At 39.8% G+C, this 24,322-nt stretch carries 26 protein-coding genes; 9 read left to right on the top strand and 17 right to left on the bottom strand.

Features of this window, described 5'->3' with window-relative positions; genetic code table 11:
• The first annotated feature begins 16 nt into the window (after positions 1 to 16).
• Positions 17 to 514 carry a hypothetical protein gene (locus D9T12_RS06665; RefSeq protein WP_130537440.1) on the top strand — a complete coding sequence of 166 codons (498 nt, stop codon included), beginning with the start codon at positions 17 to 19 and terminating at the stop codon, positions 512 to 514.
• Between the two features lie 60 nt (positions 515 to 574).
• Here D9T12_RS06665 and D9T12_RS06670 read toward each other — a convergent pair whose 3' ends face one another.
• Together D9T12_RS06670 and D9T12_RS06675 are read right to left on the bottom strand one after the other, a co-directional pair.
• Positions 575 to 952, bottom strand: coding sequence for a VOC family protein (locus D9T12_RS06670; protein WP_130537441.1), 378 nt, complete (start codon positions 950 to 952; stop codon positions 575 to 577).
• Positions 953 to 1,037: 85 nt separating this feature from the next.
• A complete protein-coding gene (locus D9T12_RS06675; protein WP_130537442.1) occupies positions 1,038 to 1,934 on the bottom strand; it encodes a DapH/DapD/GlmU-related protein in 897 nt (298 codons plus the stop codon).
• 278 nt (positions 1,935 to 2,212) lie between these two features.
• Between D9T12_RS06675 and D9T12_RS06680 the strand changes: the two genes are divergently transcribed.
• Both D9T12_RS06680 and dapE read left to right on the top strand, forming a co-directional pair.
• Positions 2,213 to 2,560 carry an ArsC family reductase gene (locus tag D9T12_RS06680; protein WP_130537443.1) on the top strand — a complete coding sequence of 116 codons (348 nt, stop codon included), beginning with the start codon at positions 2,213 to 2,215 and terminating at the stop codon, positions 2,558 to 2,560.
• Between the two features lie 40 nt (positions 2,561 to 2,600).
• Complete coding sequence (gene dapE / locus D9T12_RS06685; RefSeq protein WP_130537444.1) at positions 2,601 to 3,734, top strand: succinyl-diaminopimelate desuccinylase; 1,134 nt, start codon at positions 2,601 to 2,603, stop codon at positions 3,732 to 3,734.
• A gap of 388 nt (positions 3,735 to 4,122) precedes the next feature.
• Here dapE and D9T12_RS06695 read toward each other — a convergent pair whose 3' ends face one another.
• From D9T12_RS06695 to D9T12_RS06730, 8 genes are all read right to left on the bottom strand, one after another.
• The gene (locus tag D9T12_RS06695) at positions 4,123 to 4,326 is read right to left on the bottom strand and encodes a CPXCG motif-containing cysteine-rich protein (protein WP_130537445.1); all 204 of its coding nucleotides are present in this window, start codon (positions 4,324 to 4,326) and stop codon (positions 4,123 to 4,125) included.
• Between the two features lie 40 nt (positions 4,327 to 4,366).
• The gene (locus D9T12_RS06700; RefSeq protein ID WP_130537446.1) at positions 4,367 to 4,693 is read right to left on the bottom strand and encodes a DUF4156 domain-containing protein; all 327 of its coding nucleotides are present in this window, start codon (positions 4,691 to 4,693) and stop codon (positions 4,367 to 4,369) included.
• Between the two features lie 13 nt (positions 4,694 to 4,706).
• Positions 4,707 to 5,567 carry a hypothetical protein gene (locus tag D9T12_RS06705; RefSeq protein ID WP_130537447.1) on the bottom strand — a complete coding sequence of 287 codons (861 nt, stop codon included), beginning with the start codon at positions 5,565 to 5,567 and terminating at the stop codon, positions 4,707 to 4,709.
• A 164-nt stretch (positions 5,568 to 5,731) separates the two neighbouring features.
• Positions 5,732 to 7,672, bottom strand: a complete 1,941-nt coding sequence (locus D9T12_RS06710) for an ATP-binding protein (RefSeq protein ID WP_130537448.1) — start codon at positions 7,670 to 7,672, stop codon at positions 5,732 to 5,734.
• A 52-nt stretch (positions 7,673 to 7,724) separates the two neighbouring features.
• On the bottom strand, positions 7,725 to 8,513 hold the full coding sequence (modA, locus tag D9T12_RS06715; RefSeq protein ID WP_165395053.1) for a molybdate ABC transporter substrate-binding protein: 789 nt from the start codon (positions 8,511 to 8,513) through the stop codon (positions 7,725 to 7,727).
• A 151-nt stretch (positions 8,514 to 8,664) separates the two neighbouring features.
• Positions 8,665 to 10,650, bottom strand: a complete 1,986-nt coding sequence (locus D9T12_RS06720) for a M48 family metallopeptidase (RefSeq protein ID WP_130537450.1) — start codon at positions 10,648 to 10,650, stop codon at positions 8,665 to 8,667.
• A 30-nt stretch (positions 10,651 to 10,680) separates the two neighbouring features.
• A complete protein-coding gene (locus D9T12_RS06725; protein WP_130537451.1) occupies positions 10,681 to 11,274 on the bottom strand; it encodes a LemA family protein in 594 nt (197 codons plus the stop codon).
• 67 nt (positions 11,275 to 11,341) lie between these two features.
• Complete coding sequence (locus D9T12_RS06730) at positions 11,342 to 12,739, bottom strand: sensor domain-containing diguanylate cyclase (protein ID WP_240693141.1); 1,398 nt, start codon at positions 12,737 to 12,739, stop codon at positions 11,342 to 11,344.
• 263 nt (positions 12,740 to 13,002) lie between these two features.
• Here D9T12_RS06730 and D9T12_RS06735 point away from each other — a divergent pair, with 263 nt between their 5' ends.
• On the top strand, positions 13,003 to 13,620 hold the full coding sequence (locus tag D9T12_RS06735) for a BamJ family beta-barrel-assembly machinery protein (protein WP_130537452.1): 618 nt from the start codon (positions 13,003 to 13,005) through the stop codon (positions 13,618 to 13,620).
• A gap of 136 nt (positions 13,621 to 13,756) precedes the next feature.
• Here the strand turns inward: D9T12_RS06735 and D9T12_RS06740 are convergent, their stop codons facing one another.
• The 7 genes from D9T12_RS06740 to D9T12_RS06770 form a co-directional block, all read right to left on the bottom strand.
• On the bottom strand, positions 13,757 to 14,914 hold the full coding sequence (locus D9T12_RS06740) for a PQQ-dependent sugar dehydrogenase (protein WP_130537453.1): 1,158 nt from the start codon (positions 14,912 to 14,914) through the stop codon (positions 13,757 to 13,759).
• 211 nt (positions 14,915 to 15,125) lie between these two features.
• Positions 15,126 to 15,446, bottom strand: a complete 321-nt coding sequence (locus D9T12_RS06745) for a hypothetical protein (protein WP_130537454.1) — start codon at positions 15,444 to 15,446, stop codon at positions 15,126 to 15,128.
• On the bottom strand, positions 15,443 to 16,075 hold the full coding sequence (gene parA / locus D9T12_RS06750; protein WP_130537455.1) for a ParA family partition ATPase: 633 nt from the start codon (positions 16,073 to 16,075) through the stop codon (positions 15,443 to 15,445). The genes D9T12_RS06745 and parA overlap by 4 nt, the downstream gene beginning before the upstream one ends.
• A gap of 152 nt (positions 16,076 to 16,227) precedes the next feature.
• Entirely contained in the window at positions 16,228 to 16,764 is a 537-nt protein-coding gene (locus D9T12_RS06755) for a hypothetical protein (RefSeq protein WP_130537456.1), read from the bottom strand.
• Positions 16,765 to 16,847: 83 nt separating this feature from the next.
• Positions 16,848 to 17,501 (bottom strand): oxygen-insensitive NAD(P)H nitroreductase, encoded by a 654-nt coding sequence (nfsB, locus tag D9T12_RS06760; RefSeq protein WP_130537457.1) that lies wholly within the window; start codon positions 17,499 to 17,501, stop codon positions 16,848 to 16,850.
• Positions 17,502 to 17,550: 49 nt separating this feature from the next.
• A complete protein-coding gene (locus D9T12_RS06765) occupies positions 17,551 to 18,039 on the bottom strand; it encodes a YaiI/YqxD family protein (RefSeq protein WP_130537458.1) in 489 nt (162 codons plus the stop codon).
• A 38-nt stretch (positions 18,040 to 18,077) separates the two neighbouring features.
• Complete coding sequence (locus D9T12_RS06770) at positions 18,078 to 19,679, bottom strand: ABC-F family ATPase (RefSeq protein ID WP_130537459.1); 1,602 nt, start codon at positions 19,677 to 19,679, stop codon at positions 18,078 to 18,080.
• Between the two features lie 288 nt (positions 19,680 to 19,967).
• Here D9T12_RS06770 and D9T12_RS06775 point away from each other — a divergent pair, with 288 nt between their 5' ends.
• From D9T12_RS06775 to D9T12_RS06795, 5 genes are all read left to right on the top strand, one after another.
• Complete coding sequence (locus tag D9T12_RS06775; RefSeq protein ID WP_130537460.1) at positions 19,968 to 21,395, top strand: DEAD/DEAH box helicase; 1,428 nt, start codon at positions 19,968 to 19,970, stop codon at positions 21,393 to 21,395.
• Between the two features lie 13 nt (positions 21,396 to 21,408).
• Positions 21,409 to 21,624 carry a Nif11-like leader peptide family natural product precursor gene (locus D9T12_RS06780; RefSeq protein ID WP_130537461.1) on the top strand — a complete coding sequence of 72 codons (216 nt, stop codon included), beginning with the start codon at positions 21,409 to 21,411 and terminating at the stop codon, positions 21,622 to 21,624.
• A gap of 306 nt (positions 21,625 to 21,930) precedes the next feature.
• On the top strand, positions 21,931 to 22,599 hold the full coding sequence (locus D9T12_RS06785) for a DsbA family protein (protein WP_130537462.1): 669 nt from the start codon (positions 21,931 to 21,933) through the stop codon (positions 22,597 to 22,599).
• Between the two features lie 51 nt (positions 22,600 to 22,650).
• The gene (locus D9T12_RS06790) at positions 22,651 to 23,079 is read left to right on the top strand and encodes an NUDIX hydrolase (protein WP_130537463.1); all 429 of its coding nucleotides are present in this window, start codon (positions 22,651 to 22,653) and stop codon (positions 23,077 to 23,079) included.
• 218 nt (positions 23,080 to 23,297) lie between these two features.
• Entirely contained in the window at positions 23,298 to 24,245 is a 948-nt protein-coding gene (locus tag D9T12_RS06795) for a sensor domain-containing diguanylate cyclase (protein WP_206199078.1), read from the top strand.
• The last annotated feature ends 77 nt before the right edge of the window (positions 24,246 to 24,322 follow it).

The raw sequence follows: 24,322 nt of genomic DNA on the forward strand, positions 1-24,322 counted from the left end.
AAACAAAGGAAACTTTATGTCCTCTCAAGGTTTAGACGCGATGATTCCAGAGACCATCAAACTTAATAATGCGCAAAACTTTGCCAAGTTACACCAATCCACCTTATTTCAATTTGATGAAAGCGAACCAGAGGCTTGGCGTAAAAATTGGAACTACATTATTGACCGAATCGGTCTAGAGGAAACACCCCCTCGTTTAAAAATGGAAAAAGGTGAAACCAAATCTGGCGAAGAGGCCTTTTTTGAACTTGAGATGGGAGATGTTGATGCCAAGTGGTTTTTAGTCTGTCATCACTTTGGTATCCAGGAATGGAGTTTGCAAGGACTTGTACAAAAACTGGAAGAAGATTTTTACGGTGGCAACATTCCGTTAAAACACCCAGACTCACAAGAAACGAAAAGCCTTCATGAGCATATTCAAGATTTTCTGGACAAGTACCCAAATGGCGGCACTCAAGGAACAGAGTGCGACATGACTGAGCTATTCACTCTGGAAGAAGTAGAAGATAATTAATTTTTTGACTCACCAGAACTTACCGTCCGGAAACTCTTCACCGGCCGGTAAATTTCAATTTTATATCTCAAATAACTCGATTACATTGCTATCCAAATCTTTGAAAAACAAAGCTTTTCGACCTGAACGACTTTCGGTATAAACAATACCCTTGCAATCCAACCGCTGCTTGAAAACAGCAATACCCGATACACTTAAAGCAAAATGCTGATCGCGGCCACCATGCTCAGGACGCTTTATAGACCCATATGGATTTGGCAACTCAAGTAAATGCAACGTTTGATTTTCTCCCAAACTCAACCAAGCGCCTGGAAAACCTAAACTTGGACGCTCTAAGAGTTCCAACCCCAGAATTGACTGATAAAACTCTACAGATTGCTCGGTGCTTTTCACTAAGAGGCTGACATGATCCACCCCTTTTACAACGGCATCATTCATTACTTTCTCCAAAACTTATAAACACAAAAAAGCCCAGTTTAAACTGGGCTCTCAAACAAATTACAAAACGTTAAACCTTTTGCAACTAGTTTTTATGAAGTTCACTGTTTAATCCACCCCAAAGCGTCCCATCAGTCATAATAGCTTGTACCTTACCGGTTTGAGAATGGCGGCGGAATAGCAATTTTGACTGTCCCGATAAGTCACGTGCAGAAACCACTGAACCATCCGGCATTTCAACTTTAGTCCCAGCAGTAATGTATAGACCAGATTCAATAATACAGTCATCGCCCAAAGATATCCCAAGTCCTGCATTCGCACCAAGAAGGTTACGCTCACCCATTGAAATAACTGTTTTACCACCACCAGAAAGCGTGCCCATAATAGATGCACCACCACCAATATCAGAATGGTCTCCAACGACCACACCGGCAGAAATACGACCTTCAACCATTGAATTGCCTAAAGTTCCAGCGTTAAAGTTTACAAAGCCTTCATGCATCACTGTTGTTCCAGGCGCAAGGTGAGCCCCTAGACGAACACGATCCGCATCACCAATACGAACACCTTCTGGAATCACATAGTCGACCATTCGAGGGAATTTATCGATTGAAGTAATCGTTAAATTAATTTCTTCTTCCGCAATCGCTGCACGTAGGTTTTCAACTTCTGCTGGCAATACAGGACCAGCACTTGTCCATGCCACATTACTTAATAGACCAAACACACCATCTAAGTTAATACTATGGGGTTTATAAGCGCATTCAGACAAAAGGTGCAAACGTAAATATGCATCTTCCGCAGATTTGGGAGCATCATCTACAGATTCGATTTCAACCGTTACAAAATCACTTTTAATCAAACCTGCTTTTAACGCTAAGCAGTTTCGCGCAATTTCTTTATTTGAACGTGGAAACCAAACATCAAGGGTTGCTCCGGTTTTTGCATCTGTATAACGATGCCCAATTCGCTTAATTGTCATAACTTTTCTCTTAATTTTTTACCAATAAAAAATAACGTGCAAAGTATACCTTCTTGCTAGGAAATTGCCTAGGGAAGGACTGGTCTAATATGCTCAGAAAAACAACCAAGATCCATTACAGAGTTTCATGATTTTGATTTAAACTTGTTTAGGCGTTGCGTCTCATTTACCTAATTTAGGCGATTATTCGGATTAAGAACGCTATATCTTTTTATATTGATTTTATATCGTTTTATAATTCCAGCTCGTATAGCGAATGATTTCCAAAAGGAGCAACAATGAAAATGTACGGAATCTCCAATTGTGACACGATAAAAAAAGCCAAAAAGTATCTTGATGCCAATTCAATTGACTATGCATTTCATGACTACAAAAAAAGTGGTATCGATACGGTTACGTTGGAACAATGGTTAAAGTCCGTTTCATTGGAAACACTTATCAATAAGCGTAGCACCACATGGCGCCAACTCACGGATGAGCAAAAACACCAATTGATTGAAAATCAAAACTTAGCTATTTTGGTCGAAAATCCAACCTTAATAAAACGTCCGGTACTCATTCACCAACAACATATTCTTGTCGGGTTTAAAGAAGCTGACTATCAAGCACTGCTTGAAAAAGAATGAGCAGACAGATTAACACCCAACACATACTAGGAACGACATTATGAGTGAAACCATTGATTTAGCGCGAAAACTTTTGCAAATCGATTCTGTAACGCCTGAAGATAAAGGTTGCCAATCATTAATTACCGACTACTTGGAACCTCTCGGTTTCAAGAGCGAATCGATGCCATTTGAAGAAGTTACCAACCTATGGTCTCGAAAAGGAACTGAGTCTCCTGTTTTAGTTTTTGCAGGTCACACGGATGTTGTTCCTACGGGTCCTGTTGAGTCTTGGGAATATCCACCTTTTTCTGCCCATATTGATGGTGACATGCTCTACTCGCGTGGTGCAGCCGACATGAAAAGCTCAATTGCATGCTTTATGGTCGCTGCCAAACAGTTTGTAACCGATTATCCAAAGCACCAAGGCTCAATCGGCTTTCTAATTACCAGTGATGAAGAAGGTCCTGCAATCAATGGAACCGTGAAAGTCATTGAAACACTTGAATCTCGAAACGAAAAATTCGAATACTGCATTGTCGGTGAACCTTCGAGTTCAAACAAATTACTTGATTCCATTAAAAATGGGCGCCGAGGCTCACTTTCAGGAAAATTAACCATCAAAGGAATTCAAGGACATATTGCCTACCCTGATTTAGCAGAAAACCCCATACATTCTTTTGCACCTGCCTTGGAACAATTGACAAATGTCACTTGGGATCACGGTAATGAATATTTCCCACCGACTTCGTTTCAAATCTCAAATATCAATGGTGGCACAGGAGCAACTAATGTTATTCCAGGTGCGCTTGAAGTTTTATTTAATTTCCGCTTTTCCACTGAACACACACCAGAAAGTCTTCAAGAAAGTGTACATGCCATTCTTGACCATCATGAATTGGATTACGAACTTGAATGGAATTTATCCGGACTACCATTTATCACACCTGCAAACGGTGAGTTAATTGATGCCGTTGAGCAAGCCTCTGAAACCGTTTTAGGCTACAAACCTGAACTCTCCACAGGGGGCGGAACTTCTGATGGACGCTTTATTGCCACCACAGGGGCTCAAACGATCGAGGTTGGCCCTATTAATGCCACCATCCACAAGGTCAACGAATGTGTCAGCGTTTCTGATTTAGAAAAATTAACCCAGGTTTATTACCAAATTCTCGTTAATATTTTAACGAAGTAATTCAGCTTCTAGAGCTAACACAAGCTGATAGAACAGAACAATTGAAAGGAAATAATTTTGACAGAAGAAGCTTTACCGGCCGGTATTCAATACTTATTAATAGGCCTTCAAATATTCGCCTTAATCATATTTTTGTATTTTATTTGGCCGTTAGTGAAGAGTGAAAATTGGAAAGAAAAGTTTATTGAAAATAAAACTGCGAGATCGATTTTGATAGTGTTCGTTCTAATTTTTGTATTTGTTTTTGGGTTAGGACAGTTGTTTGATTTTCTATTTCCGCTGGAAACCTTAGAAGGGATACAAAGCAACAACCCTTAAACTTGTTTGAACCCTATTAGATCAACACGGCAGGATGTTTTAACACCTGCCCTGTTGTCTATCTAGAAATCTAATCGTTTTCCCTAACAACATCAATTGAAACAACTCCAGCTTCTGAAGTTACAACATGAAATTCAATCGGCTGACAACACACAAAACAATCTTCAGTGTAAGTTTGCTTATCAACAGATGGATCAATCACGACTTCAAACGTTTCCCAGCAATACGGACACTGAACTTCAACGGGCATTAATGACAAATCAAACGCAACCATTTCTTTAAACACCTATCAAAAACAATCGATAAATCAAATCTTATCGTTCTGCACACTGATAGAGCCAAAAACGCATTTCACCGTCTTTCAAATTACTTGCCGGAACAATGGTATCTCCTCCGAGCTTAACCGCTTCATTTTTAGCAAGCATCACCAAATTCTCTACCACGGTCTCTTTATCACGTTCAATAAACCCGACCTTATCCAAAACACTGGTTTTAATTTCACCAAGTTTTTCACACGACTGAATATCTCCAATCGTCATTAAGCGTACAGTATTAGACTCAGGAGCCGCTTTAATCCAAGTGCAACCACTTGAAATCATTCCAACTATAAACACGATTAAAAAAGGAAAACTCTTGCGCACACCTCTCTCCAAATTACTCTCTTTTACTTTTTACAACAAGATAATGATAAATCGATAAGGACACGATAATTAATGCCACACCAATAATCAAATACAGAGCATTTAAAAGTTGAGTCGTATCACTTAAAGCAATTTTAAACACGACCATTAATGCTTCAATCGATAAAGCAATAATAATCGCTGTTAAAAATTTACTAAGCAGTTTTGCGTCATCTTTTTTATCAGAATAGGCTTTAAAAAATACTTCTCTTTCCATGAGAGTTTTTGATAAATCAAAAATTGCCAACCCTAATGTTAAAGCGATAATAGGCTTAAAGACGCTATCAATCGAATAGCCCTGCTCTCCAAAAAAGTGAACCGTGTAATCATAGAACGCATAGCCAATCGACATCAAAGCAAAAAACATCAATGAAGCGCCTATAAGGAAATAAAAGCCTTTCGTGGTTTTATTAAATAACTCATGCCGCTCAATAAAGCCAAAACGTGACAATAGACGAATTAAATTAAAATCAAAAAATACAAAATGCCCTTCAACCTGAGCGATCAAGGTAATACAAGCCTCCCCTGTCGCAGAACTAATATATGGATCACTTATCGAAATATTGGAATCTTTCTCATGAACTTTTTCGACCAAATAACGACGATTTTTGCCAATCGCTTCTTTTAATGTTCGATCACGAAATTGATTCACGGAAACTTGTTGATAATTTTCATCCGTGACGTAGATTAGCTCTAAACTTGGAAGAATTTTGTAGAACGCTCGTAAATCTTCAATTTTAGGATGGAGGTATTGACCATTGATAAGAATGGTTTCAACCATAAACTTTTCAATGTCTTGATGATGCTGCTGATAAAGTTGAATATTTTCCTGCATAACTGCCTCCTAAATTTTCGAAGGATAAAGCAAGTTTTCAACCTTATTAAAATTTAACAACAAGTTCATTCAGTTAGTAATTTAAGAAAGTTTTCATGTCATTTTTAAAGCTCTAAAAACAATTACTTTGGTGCAAGCAAATGCTAGAGCTTAAGAAAGGAAAATTAAAGATAGCTGTCTAAAATTCTATGTAATTCCGATAGGTTTAACGGCTTATTCAAATAATCATCCATGCCAACAGCTAAAAACCTTTCTCTATCGTCTTTCATAGCATTTGCCGTTAATGCAACAATCGGTAAACGTCGTGATTTAGTTTGCGCCTCCATTTCTCGGATTTTTTGAGTCGCCTCGGAACCACTCATATTTGGCATATTCTCATCCATTAATACCAAATCATAGGTTTGTCTGTTGACAGCTTTAATCGCTTGCAAGCCATCTTCCGCTAAATCAAAGTCAATTCCCTGTTTTTTTAGAATGGCACTCATTAACAACTGATTAGTTTTATTATCTTCTACCAACAGTAATTTCCCATGTCTTTGTTGACTTTTTTGAACAGAATCAATGGATTTCTGCTTAGAAACAGTTTTACCAATACTTGCAGGAATTCGAAATTTAAATTGACTGCCGGCTCCTAGTTCACTCTCTACAGAAAGTTCTCCATCAAGCAATTCGACCAACATTCTGGAGATGGTTAGCCCCAGACCTGTCCCACCAAATTTCCGCGTTGTATCGTTTTCAGCTTGTGCAAACGGTTGAAATATCTTTTTTTTCTGTTCAGGAGTGATTCCAATCCCTTCATCTTTGACGGAAAAAACCAATTGTTTTTTTTCGTGCTCATAATCAATATCTAGATAAATAGAATGGTGTGATTGTGTAAATTTAACCGCATTTGATAATAGATTCGTTAATACTTGCTTGATTCTTAGAGGATCAGAATGCAAAGAGTCAGGAATGTCTTTTGCAATAGTCACATTGAGTTTAAGCTTCTTTTCAAGGCAACGTGCACGAAACAAATCTGCCACTGAGTTAAACGCAGTATGAGGATTAAAATCAATTTTATCGATTTCTAATTTATTACTTTCAATTTTACTGAAATCCAAAATATCGTTAATAATCCCTACAAGACTATGACTCGACTCTTCTATCGTTGTCAGATATTTAATTTTTTCTGGATTAGTCTCTTCTTGCTTCAGCAAGCCTAAGAACCCGGTAATAGCATTTAACGGCGTTCGGATTTCGTGAGACATATTGGCCAAAAATACACTTTTACTTTTTGTCGCCTCAAGTGCCTGATTTTTCTTATCATTTAAATCAACGGCCATTTCTGTGATATGGCGACTAATCACGCGCACCGCAAGTATTGTTAGAATAAACAAAAACAGGGTCGCCGAATAACTTCCCCATTCAAAATAACGTTTTTGCGTTAGGACTTGTTCGGTTAATGCTTGTTGATTTTGACGTTGCTCAAATTGAACACGATTCGTTTCTTCTAACAAGCGAATGAATAACGGTAAGGTATTTTTAATTATGGATTGAACCTTAGACATGTGATCAGCTAAGATCGGACTTTTTTGTTGGTACAAATCGTCTGCAACTGCCATCTGACGATCCAATTCACGGAATTTTTCCTCAACGGTTTTAAGCTTTGGTAAAAGTCCGATTTTCAGCACATCAAATGTCTGAGTTTGAATTGGTTCATAATGCCAAGTTTTGGTGACATTATCATGCTCTGGCAAATTTAGAATTAATGTTTGCTGAAAGTCGCCACCCTTTTCAAAGACATCTAATAGCTGATAAATTTTTGCGACGTGCTCAAATGCTTCATCTTGTGAAAGTTTTCTAGCCAAGGGATTAATTTGAGTGGTGATCCGATAATAAATACGTTCAAGCTGGCTAATATGATTGATGACTTCACTGCCTAAAACTCGCTTTGCTTGGACATTTTCAAGTTGTTTATCTAAATTTTCTTGGTAATACGAGTTCAAATAATTAATCAGTGCTAAAGAGCCAAACCCCATAGCAAAAACAATATAGACCAGTCGTAGTTGTTTTGAAATCGACGGATAATCCAATGTCTTGCGATGTTTTGTAAGAGAATGAGACATCTTTAACACCTTAAATTTTAAACCAAAGTTTAAACGTTACCGGCCGGTAAAATTATTGCTTTAACTTATCGTATTCTTCCTGAGTCAAAAAGCCATAACGCTTAAAAACATCTTGACCATGCGGGCTAGCCGCATACTCGATAAACTTTTTAGCCAGCTCTGGATTTGATGAATATTTAAGTAAACTAATTTCTAGCGCTCTTGGCTGAGAGATTGATTCAGGCAATAACAGAGTATCGATAAAATCTTGATTTTTATCCCATGTTCCAACGGCATACCAGTTTAGAGTTGCGTCCGCTTCTTTATTTTTCATAGCTTGAACAAGACGGCGCGAATCTGTCGTTAAATACACGGCATGAGCGTAAGCTTTTTCATAAAGGCCTGACATTTCAAGCACTTTTTGGCTCGCTTTGCCGATACTGCCTGTCTGAGGGTTGGCCAGCACCGTATTAACCCCCGGAGAGACAAATGCTTCTAAATCGGCCGTTAAGTTTTTGGGATTACCTTTTTGTACCATCATGGCAACACGATTGTATCCGACGAACTTATAATCAAGCAGAATACCATCCTTAAGATTATCCGAACGATATTGTGGCGAACCCGGTAAATACAAGTCTCCTTCGCCGCTCAACTTGATTGAGTCATAAAGATCTTGAGAACCACCTTGGGTTAAAGTGACATTGACAGGGTGGGCTAATTCAAACTCTCTGGCAAGTTCTTGCATAGGCGGAATCATGGTAATGCCGCAATAAATCAATAAATTTGACTTCACTTCCGGTTCTGGAGATTTCGAGCAACCGATGACAGATAAGAAGACGAGAGATAAAGCAAAGAGCCTCATAGTGACACACTCCAATAGTTTACTAACCATTAAATCATTATGCCTGAGTCAATCTTTGAATTTTTAAGAACTTGTCCAAGTTTGATAAAACTTCACGAAATAACTGGCGACTAAATGATTTCTATCAGCTTTACAAAAAACTCATTCAAACTTAATCAACCTGGAGCTGAAATCTTGGTATATGGGCCTCAATACTCACTGCTATTGCCAAAACCACTTCCTCTTCATTCTTGTCGAGTTGTTGATCACCTTCAACCATTGAAACAAGTGCAGAAATAAATTGATCTTTTAAACGATCATTGAGCCGACGAATTTTTTTTAATGCTGACTGAATCATCAAATCATTAACCGTTTCATCAAGCCTAAAGGTCTGCTGAGAAATGCCTAACTGTAGACAAACCTTATCGTAAAAATCTTGACGTTGTTCCGACCCGACAAACTGGGCAATCATAAACTCTAAAACTAAACGAAGCTCCAAATCTACAGGTTTAAAAGTATTAAAAATCGAGTCATCAGAACGTTTTTTTTCTACTAGATGGAATTCTAAAATTTCTATTAAAGCTGTTTCATAAACACTGACTTCTTTATCTAACCTAACGACCTGCTCCAAGACTTCTAAAAATAGGGCTTTTTGTTCAGCAGAGAGTTGTTTAAGGGTAGGCATTGTCACCTCAATCAAACTTAATGCATTGACTTTAGGTAATTTACTTAACAAAGTTTCAATGTTAATTAAGTTACTTTCAATGCCTGGAAACTGTGCTTCGTGCCAATCAATGGTTTGGAGCCTTGCAACAAACTCAGTTGACTGCTGCTGTTTTTGTAGAATTAAAACGACGACAAGTGCCACTGAATCTAACGGTTCTTGTAAAATTTGAATAAGTTTCCGGTAATTGGTTTCCGATACTGTATCTGTAGCAGAACGCTTTACTTGAAAGGACTGAAGCCACTGAGCGCCAAACGCTCCAGCAAGCAAACCCAATTGTCCCCATGCAAATTCTGGATTTGCTCCTAAAACGGGATTAAAAGATTCCTTACCGGCCGGCATAGTTTTACCTTCAACGGTCTTATCACTGACTCGGGGTTCTTTTAAATCAAAACCTTTTAATGTACTTCCATCCCATTTAGGGTCAATTTTTAAAATACGCTCCTTCAGAGAAGGATGAGTGGCAAACCAATCTAATTTAGACAAGACACCTTGAGCAAAAAACAGATGAGCGTAAATTTCAGAGTTTTGAGATTTGAGATGAGATCCTCTTTGCTCAGCAGATTGCCGATGAACCACAGGATGTGCGAGAACCTTTAAAGCACCGGCGATACCTTCTGGATTTCGGGTAAATTGCACAGCACTGGCATCAGCTAAAAATTCACGCTGCCGACTGATTGCCGCTTGCAAAATTTTGGCAAAAAATTCAGCAATCCAACCGATCATCCGCAACAAAATTCCAACCAATACAATCAGACCACCTCCTTTTTTGGAACCACGTCGAACTCTATTTGTTCTTCTTGTTGCGGTAAAAAAACGTCCTAAAACGCCTACAAATTCAATCCCTTGAAGCAACATTATCAAACGAAGATTTAAACGCATATCACCATTTAAAATATGGCTGAATTCATGAGCAATCACCCCTTGCAACTGATCTCGGTCTAGGCGTTCCAACGTTCCTCGAGTAATTGCGATAATTGCATCGGAAGAGTCAAATCCGGCTGCAAAGGCATTGATATTCGTTTCCTCTTTCAACAAATACAATGGAGGGGCCGGCAAATTTGCAGCTATCGCCATTTCTTGAACAATATTCAAGGCACGACGTTCGAATCGATTTTGTGTGTTACTTGAGACCAAGGTTCCGCCTAAAATTTCTGCGACGGCTGAACCACCACTGGAAAGTTCTCGACTTTTTAAATAAGAGCTAACGAAAGCGCCTATAAATACAAATCCCGAAACGGCAATGAAGACTGGCCAATTATCAAAATGATAAATGGAAACCATACCATTCGCCTGTTCATGTATAAACAGCGGCACAAGCAGCATTAAAACAAAAGTACTCAGCACAGAAACAACAGTGAGAATCACCAGGTACCAAAAAACTAACCATCGTGTTAATTTTTTTGCTTTTTCCTGCTCTTCGAAAAAATTCATTTAAACAAACCGAAAACAAATCAAGGAAAACTAAAAACTCACTTTAGGAGCTTGTTGAATCTTGGCTTTGTCTTCAAATTCAAGAAGTGCTGCATCCATTGGGTGACCAAAAGGCGCGGCAAACAAAATGGGAGGGAAGCTTTGACGGTAAGTATTGTAAAACATCACCGCATCGTTAAACGCTTGACGTGCAAAAGCAATGCGGTTTTCAGTAGAAGCCAATTCTTCGTTGAGCTGCATTAATGTTTGATTCGCTTTTAAATCCGGATAGGCCTCAACAACAACATTAAAGCCACTCATTGCATTTTGTAAACGAGCTTCAGCCTTTTGCAGCTGTTGCATAATTTTTGGTTCGCCGGGAGAACTTGCCGCTTCTTGCAGTGCAGAGTGCGCCATATTTCTTGCTTCAATGACTTCTTGCAAGGTTTCACGCTCATGACTCATAGCCTGTTTGGAGACATCAATTAGATTTGGAATCAGGTCATAGCGTCGTTTAAGTTGTACATCGATTTGCGCAAATGCATTTTGAAATCGATTTTTAAGTTTTACCAATTGGTTATAAATCGAGATGACATAAAGAATAATTATCACCACTGCAACTAAAAAAATAACGAAACCTGTCATGCCAATACTCACTCTCAACTTAGAATTAAAATAAGGTTTAACCTTCGTACAGCCTCAGAAAAATTGTTCAAAAATTTATGTTTTCTTCGCCCGTTTTACCAAACTCAATCACTCGATTGCGCCCATTTTGTTTCGCGTGATACAGTGCTTGATCGGCTTTATCTAGCAATTCAATTTCACTCTTCACAGTCACTTGAGGATAACAAATCAAACCTAAACTTACCGTCAGAGGGATTAATTGTTCGCCCTCTTTGAAGACAGTATCTTTAACTTGGTTGCGAATCCTATGAGCTATTCTGTTCGCATTATCACAATTCGCACCGTTTAAAATCATGAAAAACTCTTCACCACCGTAACGAACGACAGTGTCACCTTCTCGTAAGATATTCTTTAAGATACCTGCAATTAAGATAATGGCTCTATCACCAGTCAAATGACCGTAAGTATCATTAACACGTTTAAAATGATCGATATCCACCATAATGACACTAATAGGAGAACTTTCCCGTTCGGCTTTCGAAAACTCTTCTTTTAAACGCGCCATACCGAATCGACGGTTGTAAACATTAGTCAAACTGTCGTAGGCAGCAAGGCGCTGAAACTTTGAATGTGTTAAAGCGTTATTAAGTGCCAGTCCAACACTGCGACTGAAAATATCCAAAATCATTCGGCAATGCTCTTGCGAACTAAGACTACCACTAGCCGCAACAATCAACCCCAGATGTACGCTTTTAAATTCAATCGGAGCCACTAATACTTCTGATGGAGTAAATTGCGTTAAAACCCCATCTAACTGAATATGTTCAGGCAAGTGGATGTGTACAAACTCACCTTTTTCCAAGGCATCTTTTAATACCGCACGTTTGCCTAGTTTTTCAGGTTCAAGAATGCCTTTATTAGCCACCACTTCTAACTCACCACTTTTCGAAATCAAAATCGCAGCGGCACTAAAGTTTGTCGATTTAATTAACAGCTCAACCGTTTTTTCACTCAAAGCCTCCACTTCTAAATTCTCAGTCATCACTTGAGTAAACTGATTAAACACTTTTTCTGTTTCATGCGCTTCAATTAAAGCCGTCAACAGCTGATTATAAGAGCTTGCACTAATTCCTATTTCATCATTTGAGACAACATCTAAATGGCAAACATCTACCTGGCATTTTTCCTTGTAGTCCACAAAATGTTTACCTTCAAGACCACTGGTCATTTCCTGCATCTTTTTGGAAAGAAGTTTCAGATGTGGCCGCACAACCGTAGAAATCAATAAAAAACTGATTAAACCAACCAACTGGCCTGCAATTTGAGTCACGACAAAAAACTGCCAATTAAACACTTCGTGCTTAGGAAAACCATACCAAACCAAAAAGGGAGGAAAAGCTAAACCAATCAGAACGCCTGCCAACTGCATATAAATGAGTTGATCTAGAAAGATGCTCTGAGTTAAACGAGGAATTTTTATCATCATTACGTTTTTCCTTGCTGCCTTTATGGTTAACTTCTAATACAAAGGTTGCAGATTTAATCTAATTTATAAACCTATCTAATTATTCATGTTTTCCCTCCTTTAGGGAAAAAACGCGCTAAATTCAGATAAAAATTTTTTAATTTAAGAATCACTTAACTTAATGATTTGCAATGCAAGTCGTGAAAATCAAGGGCACCTCTGACGACCTGAAAGGTTTGTGTTACACTTCGCGCCAGTTTTCAACCACACAATAGGATTTTGATATGTCTCAAAACTACACAACGACTCCTGATATTGTTAGCTATGGTCTAGGCCGTCAGTTTGGTGATCAATTAGGCAGTGATCCGTTTGCAGGAATCAATGCGGATGCAATCGCGCAAGGCTTGCTTGATGCAATGCAAGGTAAAGCAAGCCCGATTGCAGATGAGCAGTTCCAAAAAGCATTCCAAGAAATTAATGAAATCATGCAAGCCCAAGAAGCAGAAAAAGCAAAAGCTGCCGCAGCAGACGGTGAAGCGTTTTTAGCTGAAAATGCAGATCGTGATGAAGTAGTGGTTTTGGACTCAGGTCTTCAATATGAAATTATCTCTGAAGGCAATGGCGAAAAACCTGCTGAAGACTCAACAGTTCAAGTTCACTATCATGGAACTTTAGTGGATGGTTCAGTATTTGATAGCTCTATTGAACGTGGACAACCGGCAGAATTCCCTGTGAATCGTGTGATTGCAGGTTGGACAGAAGCACTTCAATTAATGCCGGCAGGTTCAAAATGGCGTTTATACATCCCGCAGGAATTAGCCTACGGCGCTCAAGGTTCTGGACGAATCGCACCTTACTCTGCGTTGATTTTTGATGTGGAACTCTTGGCAGTGGTTCGCTAAACTCAACCAAGAGCTTTCAAGGAATTAGAGGTTAGATTTAAAAGCTTCGAGGTTCAGGGATGAACCGAGAGAGTTATCATGGATGAACTTGCAACCTCTTTTAAATCAAACACTCTAATTCCGAACTCACTCCCAACTAATTCTTTTCTTTTTCATGTGTTCTCAATGAATACTCAGCTTGAGTTAAGCGCAAAATTTTCCCGGAATCGGTGCCTACATAAACTCGTCCTTTGTCATCAATAGCTAGAGAACGAATCCGTTCATTTAGATCCGTTAAAGCACGGTATTCACCGGCCGGTAACATTTGTTGATTAAGGCTAACACGATTTAGATGCCGTAATACCAAAGCACCCGTTAATAAACTGCCTTGCCACATGGAAAACTCATCACCTGAATAAACCAGTAAATCACTCGGGGCAATTGAGGGAATATAAACATATTCAGGATTTACCATACCAGCCTTCTGCTTCACGCCAACGGCTTTATCAAATCCATACTCTTGGCCTTGCGAAACAACCGGCCAACCATAGTTTTTCCCTTTTTCAATCCGGTTAATCTCATCTCCACCTCTTGGTCCATGCTCTATTGCCCATAACACATTACGTTGCATATCAAATACCAACCCCTGTGGATTACGGTGCCCATAACTCCAGATTTCCGGTTTAAAGCGAGAATGCCCCACAAAAGGATTGTCATCGGGAACACTGCCATCAAGATTCAAACGAATAATGCTACCAATATGATTTTCATTATTCTGAGCTGGCGCACGTAAACCTCGATCTCCCACAGAAAAGAACAGGTGACCTTGATCATCAAATGCAATACGACTGCCGTAATGAATATTTCGGTGACTCGCTGAATCGGTGACCAGAATCTCTTGCCACTCTTTTAATTGATGATTGACTAGCTTGGCTCGTGCTAAAGTCGTTTTACTGGTATCAAAGTCTTCTTTACTGTAAGTAAAATACAGCCACCCAGTCTGATCATAATCCGGTGATTTGGCAACATCCAATAAACCACCTTGACTGTGAGCGTGAATTTCTGGCAAACCTTCAACCCATTGCACCAAATTCGACGACAAATCGTAGATCCCAAGCTTGCCAGAACGGATTGTAAATAGAATTTCAGTTGGACTCACAAACTCCATTGACCAAATTACACCAAGATTGTTCGTCAACTGTTCAACCTTTATTTGAACAGGCTCAACTTGAGGTTTTGCTTGTGAGTAAGTCGGCAGCAAAACAAGCATAACCAGCAATAAATATTTCTTAATTGAATTCGTGATTCTTAACATCGCTGTCTCCTTATTCATTCTTAACCCAAAGCATACCGGCCGGTAAACTATCGATTACGTGTGAAATAGTAAGCAAACAACGCGATCACAAAAACTGCTAGGATCAAAACTAACGAAAAATCCATATAAACTCCAAATCTATAAAACACAAAGACAAAAAAACCTGCACTAGGCAGGTTTTTGATATTTTACTAAATTCGTTAATTCCTAATTAGTCAGGCCAAACACGGCGTGAAACAAATGCTCTTGGAGCTTCTTCGTTTGTTTCATCTTTTTTAGCCGCAGGTTTTGTTGCTGTTGTTTTTGCAGGAGCTTTCTTTGCAGGTGCTTTACGAGCAGGTGCCTTGCGAGTGGTCGTTTTCTTAGCAGCCGGTTTTGCTGTCGTTTTTGTCGTAGCAGCCGCTTTTGGAGCTTGAGCCTGCGGAGCTTCAGTCGCCGCAGGCGCTTTTTCCGCTGTCGTTTCAGTTGTGTCGTTTCCGTCCTTTGCTCGACGAATACTATTGGCTAATTTAGATCCAGTTGTTGTGCTCATAGCACCTCCTCAATAATACAATTAATTTCATCCACAGCCGATTCGCCGCGTTTACCCATACAGTATACACTGGCACCTTCAACCGCAGCATTACGATAAATAGCACGTCGTCGAACACTGGTCGACAAGGTTGGGATATCAAATTCTTCAAGCGCTTCTTTCATCGCTTTCGACAGAGCGCTTCTTGGTTCTAACTGATTAATCACAATATATGGCTTAAGCTTGCGATTACGAATTTTGGCATGCTCGATCGAATCTGCCAATCGAATACTAGCCCATAAATCGACCGGCGAAGGTAAAACCGGAATAAGAATGACATCAGATACCTGCATAGCAAGTGACATAGTACTGGTTTCAAGCGTTGGAGGACAGTCAATGACAATATAATCATAGTCTTTAGCAAAACGCTCAGCCTCTCGAGCTAAATTGCCACCTACAGCAATGACCGAAACCGGAAACGGCTTGTCATCCGATGACAAACTAGACCACTGTGCAGCAGAACCCTGAGGGTCGGCATCTATAATCAAAACTCGACCTCTCTGGCTCAGACCAGCAGCGAAGTTCATACTTAAGGTTGTTTTTCCAGAGCCACCCTTTTGGTTGGCAATTGAAAATATCTTTGCAGGCATAGAATGACATCCAACGTTAGTGTTTTGTTCCAAACTCAATGGAATCTTGAAAAGTTGTTTTATATGAAATTTGAGTATTATAAACTCGCCAAATAGCTTATGCGAATAATTCCTTAGCCCAACAAAGTCTTGATTTATTGCAGGATTCTAATTTAAGGTTTGGGTTGATCTTCAGAGCCAATACGAGCGACTTCATGATTACCGTTTCGCACATCTAAAGTGTAAATATTAAAGTTAGTATCCATATCGAAGGTTTGAGCGCGCGTCGCATAATTGGTTGACACACTGCCATGAGGAGAATGCACGCGATGAAAAACATGAGGCATCCAGCCTAAAATTGCAGAACCTTCAAAGATTTTCTTATCATTATGAAAAATCGCATTAGGTGTCACTTTAAAATTTTCGACTTTACCATGCTTTTTCGAATACAACTGCACCAATCTCACACCTTCATGCACCACAAGCTTGTCCTCTTGATCGGTATGCATATACCAATACCAAGTATCATCTCCTTCTATCGTAGGGCTTCGTCCATCTTCTCCATGAATAACTAAATCAATTCCAGATAAATCATTCACCACACCATCTATCTGAAAAAACGACACATTAGGCGTTTCTCGTAACTTTTTCAGCGGCATAATAAAACATAAATTTTCAATATAAATCTGTTTCAGATTCTCAATGGACATAACTTTTCCTTTTTTATTTGTAAGAAAATAACTATCGTTATGCCATCGGTATTGCAAAACCAATGCCACAAAGCCTTTTTGGATTAAATATCCGTAAAAATCTCACCGGCCGGTAAACGTGACTTTGGTAGGTTTGCATTAAAGTCATCATCGCTACGATAACCTAATGCGACAACAACCGTAGCAGTTACCTTTTTCTCAGCCAAGCCAAACTCTTGATTCAAAACGTCAAAATCTACACCTTCAATCGGCACAGCATCTATACCAAGTGCGCCAGCCCCCAACAATAAATTGCCGACATTTAAATACACCTGTTTTTGTGTCCAATTAACCAGTTCCAGCTCATCATTTCGATGCAAATCTGCATAAAACCGGCGAACTTTCATCGCAACGTCCTTACCCTCTATTTTGGGAAAGCGTCCATCTTCAGCTTCTTGGTTTGTGATGTGCTGTAAATACTCATCTGAAATGTCCGTTTTTGCACAAAACACGACAACCATCGCAGCCTCTAATATTTTCGGCTCATTTGCGTTGTATGGCGCTTGGGCCGATTTTGCAATGCGTTGTTTGCCTTGCTGAGTAGTGGCAACAATAAAGTGCCAAGGCTGCGAGTTAATCGACGAAGGACTCAAACGCAGTAGGTCTTTCACTTGCTGAATTTGCTTATCGGAAAACGCTTTATTCACATCAAATTTTTTGGTCGCATAACGCTGTTTTGCCGCATCTAAAATATCCATACAACTTCCTTCTAGAATCTAAATTTTTTCATGCTTAAATTAAGAGAGACTATACTTTGGGACTATTTTTACCTAACCAGCGATCTAGTTCATTGGCAAAGGTTTGTCGGTCTTTTTGGTTAAGAGCATCTGGCCCACCGGTTTGCACACCACTTGAACGAAGCTTTTCCATAAAATCCCGCATATTTAGCCGCTGCTTGATATTACTTACGGTATACAGTTGACCGCGTGGGTTAAGCGCTAAAGCACCCTTTTCAATCACTTCAAACGCCAATGGAATGTCGGCAGTCACCACCAAATCCCCTAGTTGGCAATGTTGAACAATCCAGTTATCTGCAATATCAAACCCAGCTTCAACTTGACGAAACTGGATCTGCGCAACCGCAGGCACTCGCATAAAATGATTCGCAACCAACACCAACGGTATTTTGGTTCTTTGAGAAGCTTTAAACAAAATCTCTTTAATCACCACCGGACATGCATCGGCATCTACCCAAATCGTTCTTGCCGATACTTCCTCTCGCTCGGTTTTACTCATACCATAAACCTATAAACTGATTGTATGACTCGTCGTGTTTAGTCAGCCATTTTTTCTAAATATGACTCATAATCACCGCGATAGTCTTCAATACCATTTTCTGTCATCACCAATAGACGCGTTGCAATCGAGGAAACAAACTCACGGTCATGCGACACAAAAATAACTGTACCTGGAAAATTTTCAAGTGCGATATTCAAAGATTCAATGGATTCCATATCTAAGTGGTTGGTCGGCTCATCCATAATCAACACATTTGGCTTTTGTAGCATGAGCTTGCCAAATAACATGCGCCCTTGTTCACCACCAGAAAGTACCTTCACCGATTTATCGATTTCTTTTTGCGAGAACAGCATGCGACCTAAAACTCCGCGTATCACTTGCTCATCGTCGCCTTCTTGTTTCCATTGACTCATCCAATCCAACAAATTCAAATCTTCTTCGAAATCAGCAGCATGATCCTGAGCGTAATAGCCAATTTTAGTATTTTCAGACCACTTAACCACGCCTGAAGTTAGCTCCGTATCTCCGACCAAGCACTTCAAAAAAGTCGTTTTACCAACACCGTTTCCACCAATGACAGCTAGACGTTCTTCGGCCTCCAACATCATGCTGAAATCTTTAATGACTTCGTTTTCACCATCTTCGTCCGAATAAGTTTTGCCTAGGTTTTCGATTTCTAACGCCAAGCGGAACAGCTTTTTCTCTTGTTCAAAGCGAATAAACGGATTGACTCGGCTGGAAGGTTTCACTTCCTCCAATTCGATTTTATCGATCAGTTTTGCGCGAGACGTCGCCTGCTTAGCTTTAGAGGCGTTTGCCGAGAAACGACTAACAAACGTTTTCAATTCATTGATTTGAGCTTGTTTCTTAGCATTTTCAGACAAGAGGCGCTCGCGAACTTGCGTTGCAGCCACCATGTATTCATCATAGTTTCCTGGATAGACACGCAACTCACCATAATCCAAATCGGCCATATGTGTACAGACCGAGTTCAGAAAGTGACGATCGTGAGAAATAATAATCATCGTGCTTTTACGTTCATTCAATACCGTTTCCAACCAGCGAATCGTATCGATATCCAAGTTGTTCGTCGGCTCATCCAGCAACAAAATATCTGGATCGGCAAATAGCGCTTGCGCTAAAAGTACACGAAGCTTCCAACCTGGAGCCACTTCACTCATCGGTCCAAAGTGTTGCTCAACCGGAATTCCAACCCCCAACAACAATTCACCGGCACGTGATTCCGCAGTGTAACCATCCATTTCTGCAAATTGCACCTCTAGATCGGCCACCTTCATGCCATCCTCTTCAGACATTTCCGCTAGGCCATAAATACGATCACGCTCTTTTTTCACTTCCCACAATTCAGGATCACCCATAATCACAGTGTCTACCACCGTAAACGCTTCATAAGCAAACTGATCCTGTTTCAATTTACCTAACTTTTCATCGGGATCTAAACTGACTGTGCCGCTCGTCTGCTCAAGGTCTCCACCCAAAATTTTCATCAACGTGGATTTACCGCAGCCATTCGCACCAATTAAACCATAGCGATTTCCGTCACCAAATTTCACTGAGATATCTTCAAAAAGCGGCTTTTCGCCAAATTGCATCGTGATGTTTGCGGTCGATAACACGTCAAGTTCCTTATAAATTCTTCTTAAATGTTCATGTTTAGAATGGGCGCTATTGTGGCATATTTTGAGATTTAATTGATAAGAGTTCATTGATAGACAAGTTTCTGACGACATCCGAATAAAACTTCAAGGCCTCAAAATTCGTTAAACCTTCTAAAACACTGATAATTCAACAATATTGATGAATTCTAGTTTAAATTTTCTGGTTTCAAGAGTATGCTAGTCGGCTATTTGAAATTTATGCGCTGTATTGCGCTTAGCACTATGAAAGGCATTTAAAGCGCTTCTATGAAATTTACCGAACTTGGGCTAAACGCCCAAATCTTAAAAGCAGTCGAAAACACCGGCTATACCACTCCAACACCCATTCAAGCTCAGGCAATCCCAGCGATTTTAGAGGGTAGAGATGTCATGGCAGCGGCACAAACCGGAACAGGAAAAACCGCCGGATTTACGCTACCGATTTTAGAAAGACTTTCTCAAGGCACCAAAGCCAAAGGTAATCAAGCCAGAGCACTCATCCTGACACCAACCAGAGAACTTGCCTTGCAAGTCAGCGAAAGTGTTGAAACCTATGGAAAGGAATTACCCTTAACCTCAAGTGTGGTTTTTGGTGGCGTGAAAATCAATCCACAAATGCAGCGCTTACGTAAAGGGGTCGATATTTTAGTGGCCACGCCCGGCCGTTTACTGGATTTATATCAACAGAACGCAGTGAAATTTGATGACCTTGAAGTGTTAGTGTTGGATGAAGCAGATCGAATGTTGGACATGGGGTTTATTCGTGATATCAAAAAAATTCTTCAACTACTTCCCAAAAATCGTCAAAACCTATTATTTTCAGCCACTTTTTCACCAGAAATTCGTGAACTGGCAAAAGGTTTAGTCCACCGGCCGGTAGAGATTTCAGTCACCCCTGAAAACTCGACTGCCGAAACGGTTAAACAAAAAATTTATCCCGTAGATAAGGCCCAAAAAACCAAGCTACTGATTAAACTCATCCAAGACAATGCTTGGTTTCAGGTACTGGTTTTTACGCGTACCAAACATGGCGCAAACCGTTTAGCCACTCAAATGGAAAAACACAAAATTCGTGCTGCAGCGATTCATGGCAACAAAAGCCAGAACGCCCGAATTCGCGCGCTGAATGAATTCAAAGAAAACAAAATTCAGGTGTTAGTCGCTACCGACATTGCTGCTCGTGGGATTGATATTGATTTATTGCCGCACGTGGTGAATTTTGAACTTCCTCATGTTTCAGAAGATTATGTCCATCGAATTGGTCGTACCGGTCGAGCCGGTGCCAACGGAGAGGCGATTTCATTAGTATGTATTGAAGAGCAAAAAGAATTACAAGGTATTGAAAATCTGATTAACCAACATTTGCCTCGTGAAATTATTAAAGGCTTTGAACCAGCACAAGAAGTCCCTCAATCACGTATTGGACTTAAAAAGAAAAAACCTAAAAAACCCAAAAAGAACAAAGTCTGGGATGAACCCTCATCAGAGCGAAAAACGGATAAACCACAAAAACAGACCAGTGGTGCGAACCGAAGTAGGAAGCAATCTGAAAATAGCCGTGGAAAATCGACCAACCCTGGTGATCATCAATCTTCACCGGCCGGTAAAGTTTCTAATAAACCGAATAATCGTCCACAAAACAAAAACCGAAGAAAATTCCCAGCGGCTAAAAAAACGAACAATACATCTAATTAAGAGGAATTTAATTATGGCACTAGATCAATTACGCGAATTTATTAAAATCATGCAAGATGATCCTGAACTTAAAGCAAAAGTTTTAGCCTGTGCAACAGCGGATGATGTCGCACGTATTGGCTACAAGCTGGGTTATGAATTCTCTGGCGATGAGCTGTTACGCATGACAGGGCAAAAAGTCGGCAAAGTGACGGTTCAAAAAGTTGCAACACCTGGTGAATATAACTAACACTACTAGGGTCTGTTGACATTTCAGACTTGACTCTGTTGCTGCTTAAAAATGCAGCAATCGCGACGCTCAGAGCGTAGTTTGGTTATTCCAAATAAGCGATGGGCAACAAAGAGTGCGACATTTTTAAGCGCAACCCGAAGGGCTCAAGCCATTTTTGCCCCAGTCGTGTTAGAAATTCGCTCAAATAGAATGACTATTTCACGCTCTTTCTGCCTTACTGGAACGAAAAATGGTTTGAGCAGAGCTTAATTATGAATTGTCAACAGACCCTAAGACAGCAAATAAACTATTAAATGTAACCATATGAATAAATTTGAAAAATTCATTTATACAAGTTTAGCCATTCTAGTTGGTTTACTCATTTATACCGTAAGCGGAATCCCTAATACAGCTGAGAATCATACTTCAGTCAAAGCCTCTAGTTCAAAAACAGGCCAATCCAGTTTTTGGGCAGCAGAACACTCGCCAGTAATAGGGAACACCAATGCTCGTGTAACACTGGTTGAATTTATTGACCCAGCTTGTGAAGCGTGTCGAGCAATGTATCCCTATATCAAACAGATACTCAGCGAATACCCGAATGATGTCAAACTAGTCATTCGTTATGTGGATTTTCACAAAGAATCTGAACAAGCAATCCGCATTCTAGAGGCTGCGCGACAGCAAGGCTATTTTAACGAAGTTCTGGAAGTCTTAATGGCTTATCAACCGGCTTGGGCTCCGCATGGCAAACAAGGAATTGATCCTTGGACGTTATTTGAAGGCTCTAAATTGGCGATAGAAAAAGCCAAAACTGATGCGCAAAGTACGGAGATTTCTCAGATCATTCAACTCGACAAACAAGACTTTAAGGCATCTGGCAGTCAAAAAACTCCGAGCTTTTTTGTCAATGGAAAACCTTTAACACTGATGCACCCAGATCCGCTTCTAGAAATGATAAAAAAAGAACTGGCTCCTTCTCAAACCCAATAATCTTTACCGGCCGGTAACGTTTATTTTTATAAAAAATAGAGAAAAAAATCTATGGCAAACCAACCTGATTGGCTACAACAGCGCTCTGCCGCCATTCCACTGATTATCGATAATGATGGAATCAAAGTTGTTTTGATCACCACTAAACCCAAAAAGAACGATAATTGGATTTTTCCAAAAGGTCAGGTGGAATTAAATATGACCGCATTTGACTCTGCTGCCAAAGAAGCTTTCGAGGAAGCAGGTGTAATAGGACAAATTAATCCTGTGCAGTTCGATGAATACCAGCACAAAAAATGGGGTGGAAATATGTCAGTCAAAGTTTACACCCTAGAAGTGAGTCAAATTCTCGACCAGTGGCCTGAAATGCGTGATCGCCATCGCCAAATTGTCTCATTGGAAAACGCAATTGATTTAGTTCAATCCGTTCAGAAAAACACCCTGATTAAGTTGAAACAGAAACACTTCAACACAATCTAGACTTTAAATAGACGACAACCAATATCCTCAACTAAAAGTCGTGAATACTTTTTCTGTTTGCATAAGCTCGTTGCAAATTAATTAACGGTAAATGAGCTATTTGCTATATTCTTTACTGGTAGAAACCTATAAAAGTGAATAACAGGTAGCTTATTAGCATGCTCCAAACCTTTAAATTTAAACTAATTAAATTTTGGAATCGTGTTTTGCATCGCCTAATGATTAGCGATCAACGCGCTACAGCCAACTTAGCGATTGCACAGCCGTCCTATGATGAGCTATCTTCAACCTTAAGTGCTATTCCAGATTTGATGTTTGAGCTAGATGAAGAAGGACTTCACTGGGATGCAAGGGTTTTACGTCCAGAGCTACTTGTCGCACCCGAAGAGCAATTGTTAGGTCGAACCGTTACTGAGGTTTTACCTCCAGAAGCAGCTCAGATAGTCATGAGAGCACTCAAAGATGCTAAACAAAATGGTTATTCTCATGGTAAACATATTCTTTTACCAACCCCTCTTGGCAAACTCTGGTTTGAAATCTCTATTGCTCGCAAAGAAACCACAAATGATGAAACGGCTAAACCAAAAGGCACTCGGTTTATTGTTTTGTCGCGAGATATCAATGAACGTAAGCTTGCACTTTTAGAAGCAGAAAAACTTGCTTATCACGATCAACTGACTAATCTTCCAAACCGCTACGCTATCAAAAATAATTTAGTACAGAAAATCGCTGCACAACAAGCAGAAGCACATTACTTCGCCATTTTGTTTCTAGATTTGGATAAGTTCAAAGAAGTGAATGATCAAAAAGGCCACCACACCGGAGACCAATTATTAAAATCTGTCGCCCAACGCCTAAATACTGTAGTTCGTGAAGAGGATATGCTAATTCGCTGGGGTGGTGATGAATTTATTATTCTGATAAATGGATTATCAGCCAACCAATATGAAGCACACCAACAAACAAAAGCGACCTGTAAACAGATTGTTGATGAGGTAAATAAACCTTACAACATTGGAAAGGACGAATTTCTCTGCAGGTTAAGCATTGGTGTACAACTGTTTAATGACCCCGAAACAGATGTTGAAAAAATTATTCAACAAGCTGACGCGGCCATGTATTTAGCTAAAAAATCCAATAAACCCTTCGAGTTTTACCATATCTAACTGGGTGCACTCTGTCACTTATTTGCTGTCATAGCAATCCTACAAAACACGACTTTCCCCTGGGATAAATACAGCGA

The sequence above is a fragment of the Thiomicrorhabdus indica genome (assembly GCF_004293625.1).
GTDB lineage: Bacteria > Pseudomonadota > Gammaproteobacteria > Thiomicrospirales > Thiomicrospiraceae > Thiomicrorhabdus > Thiomicrorhabdus indica.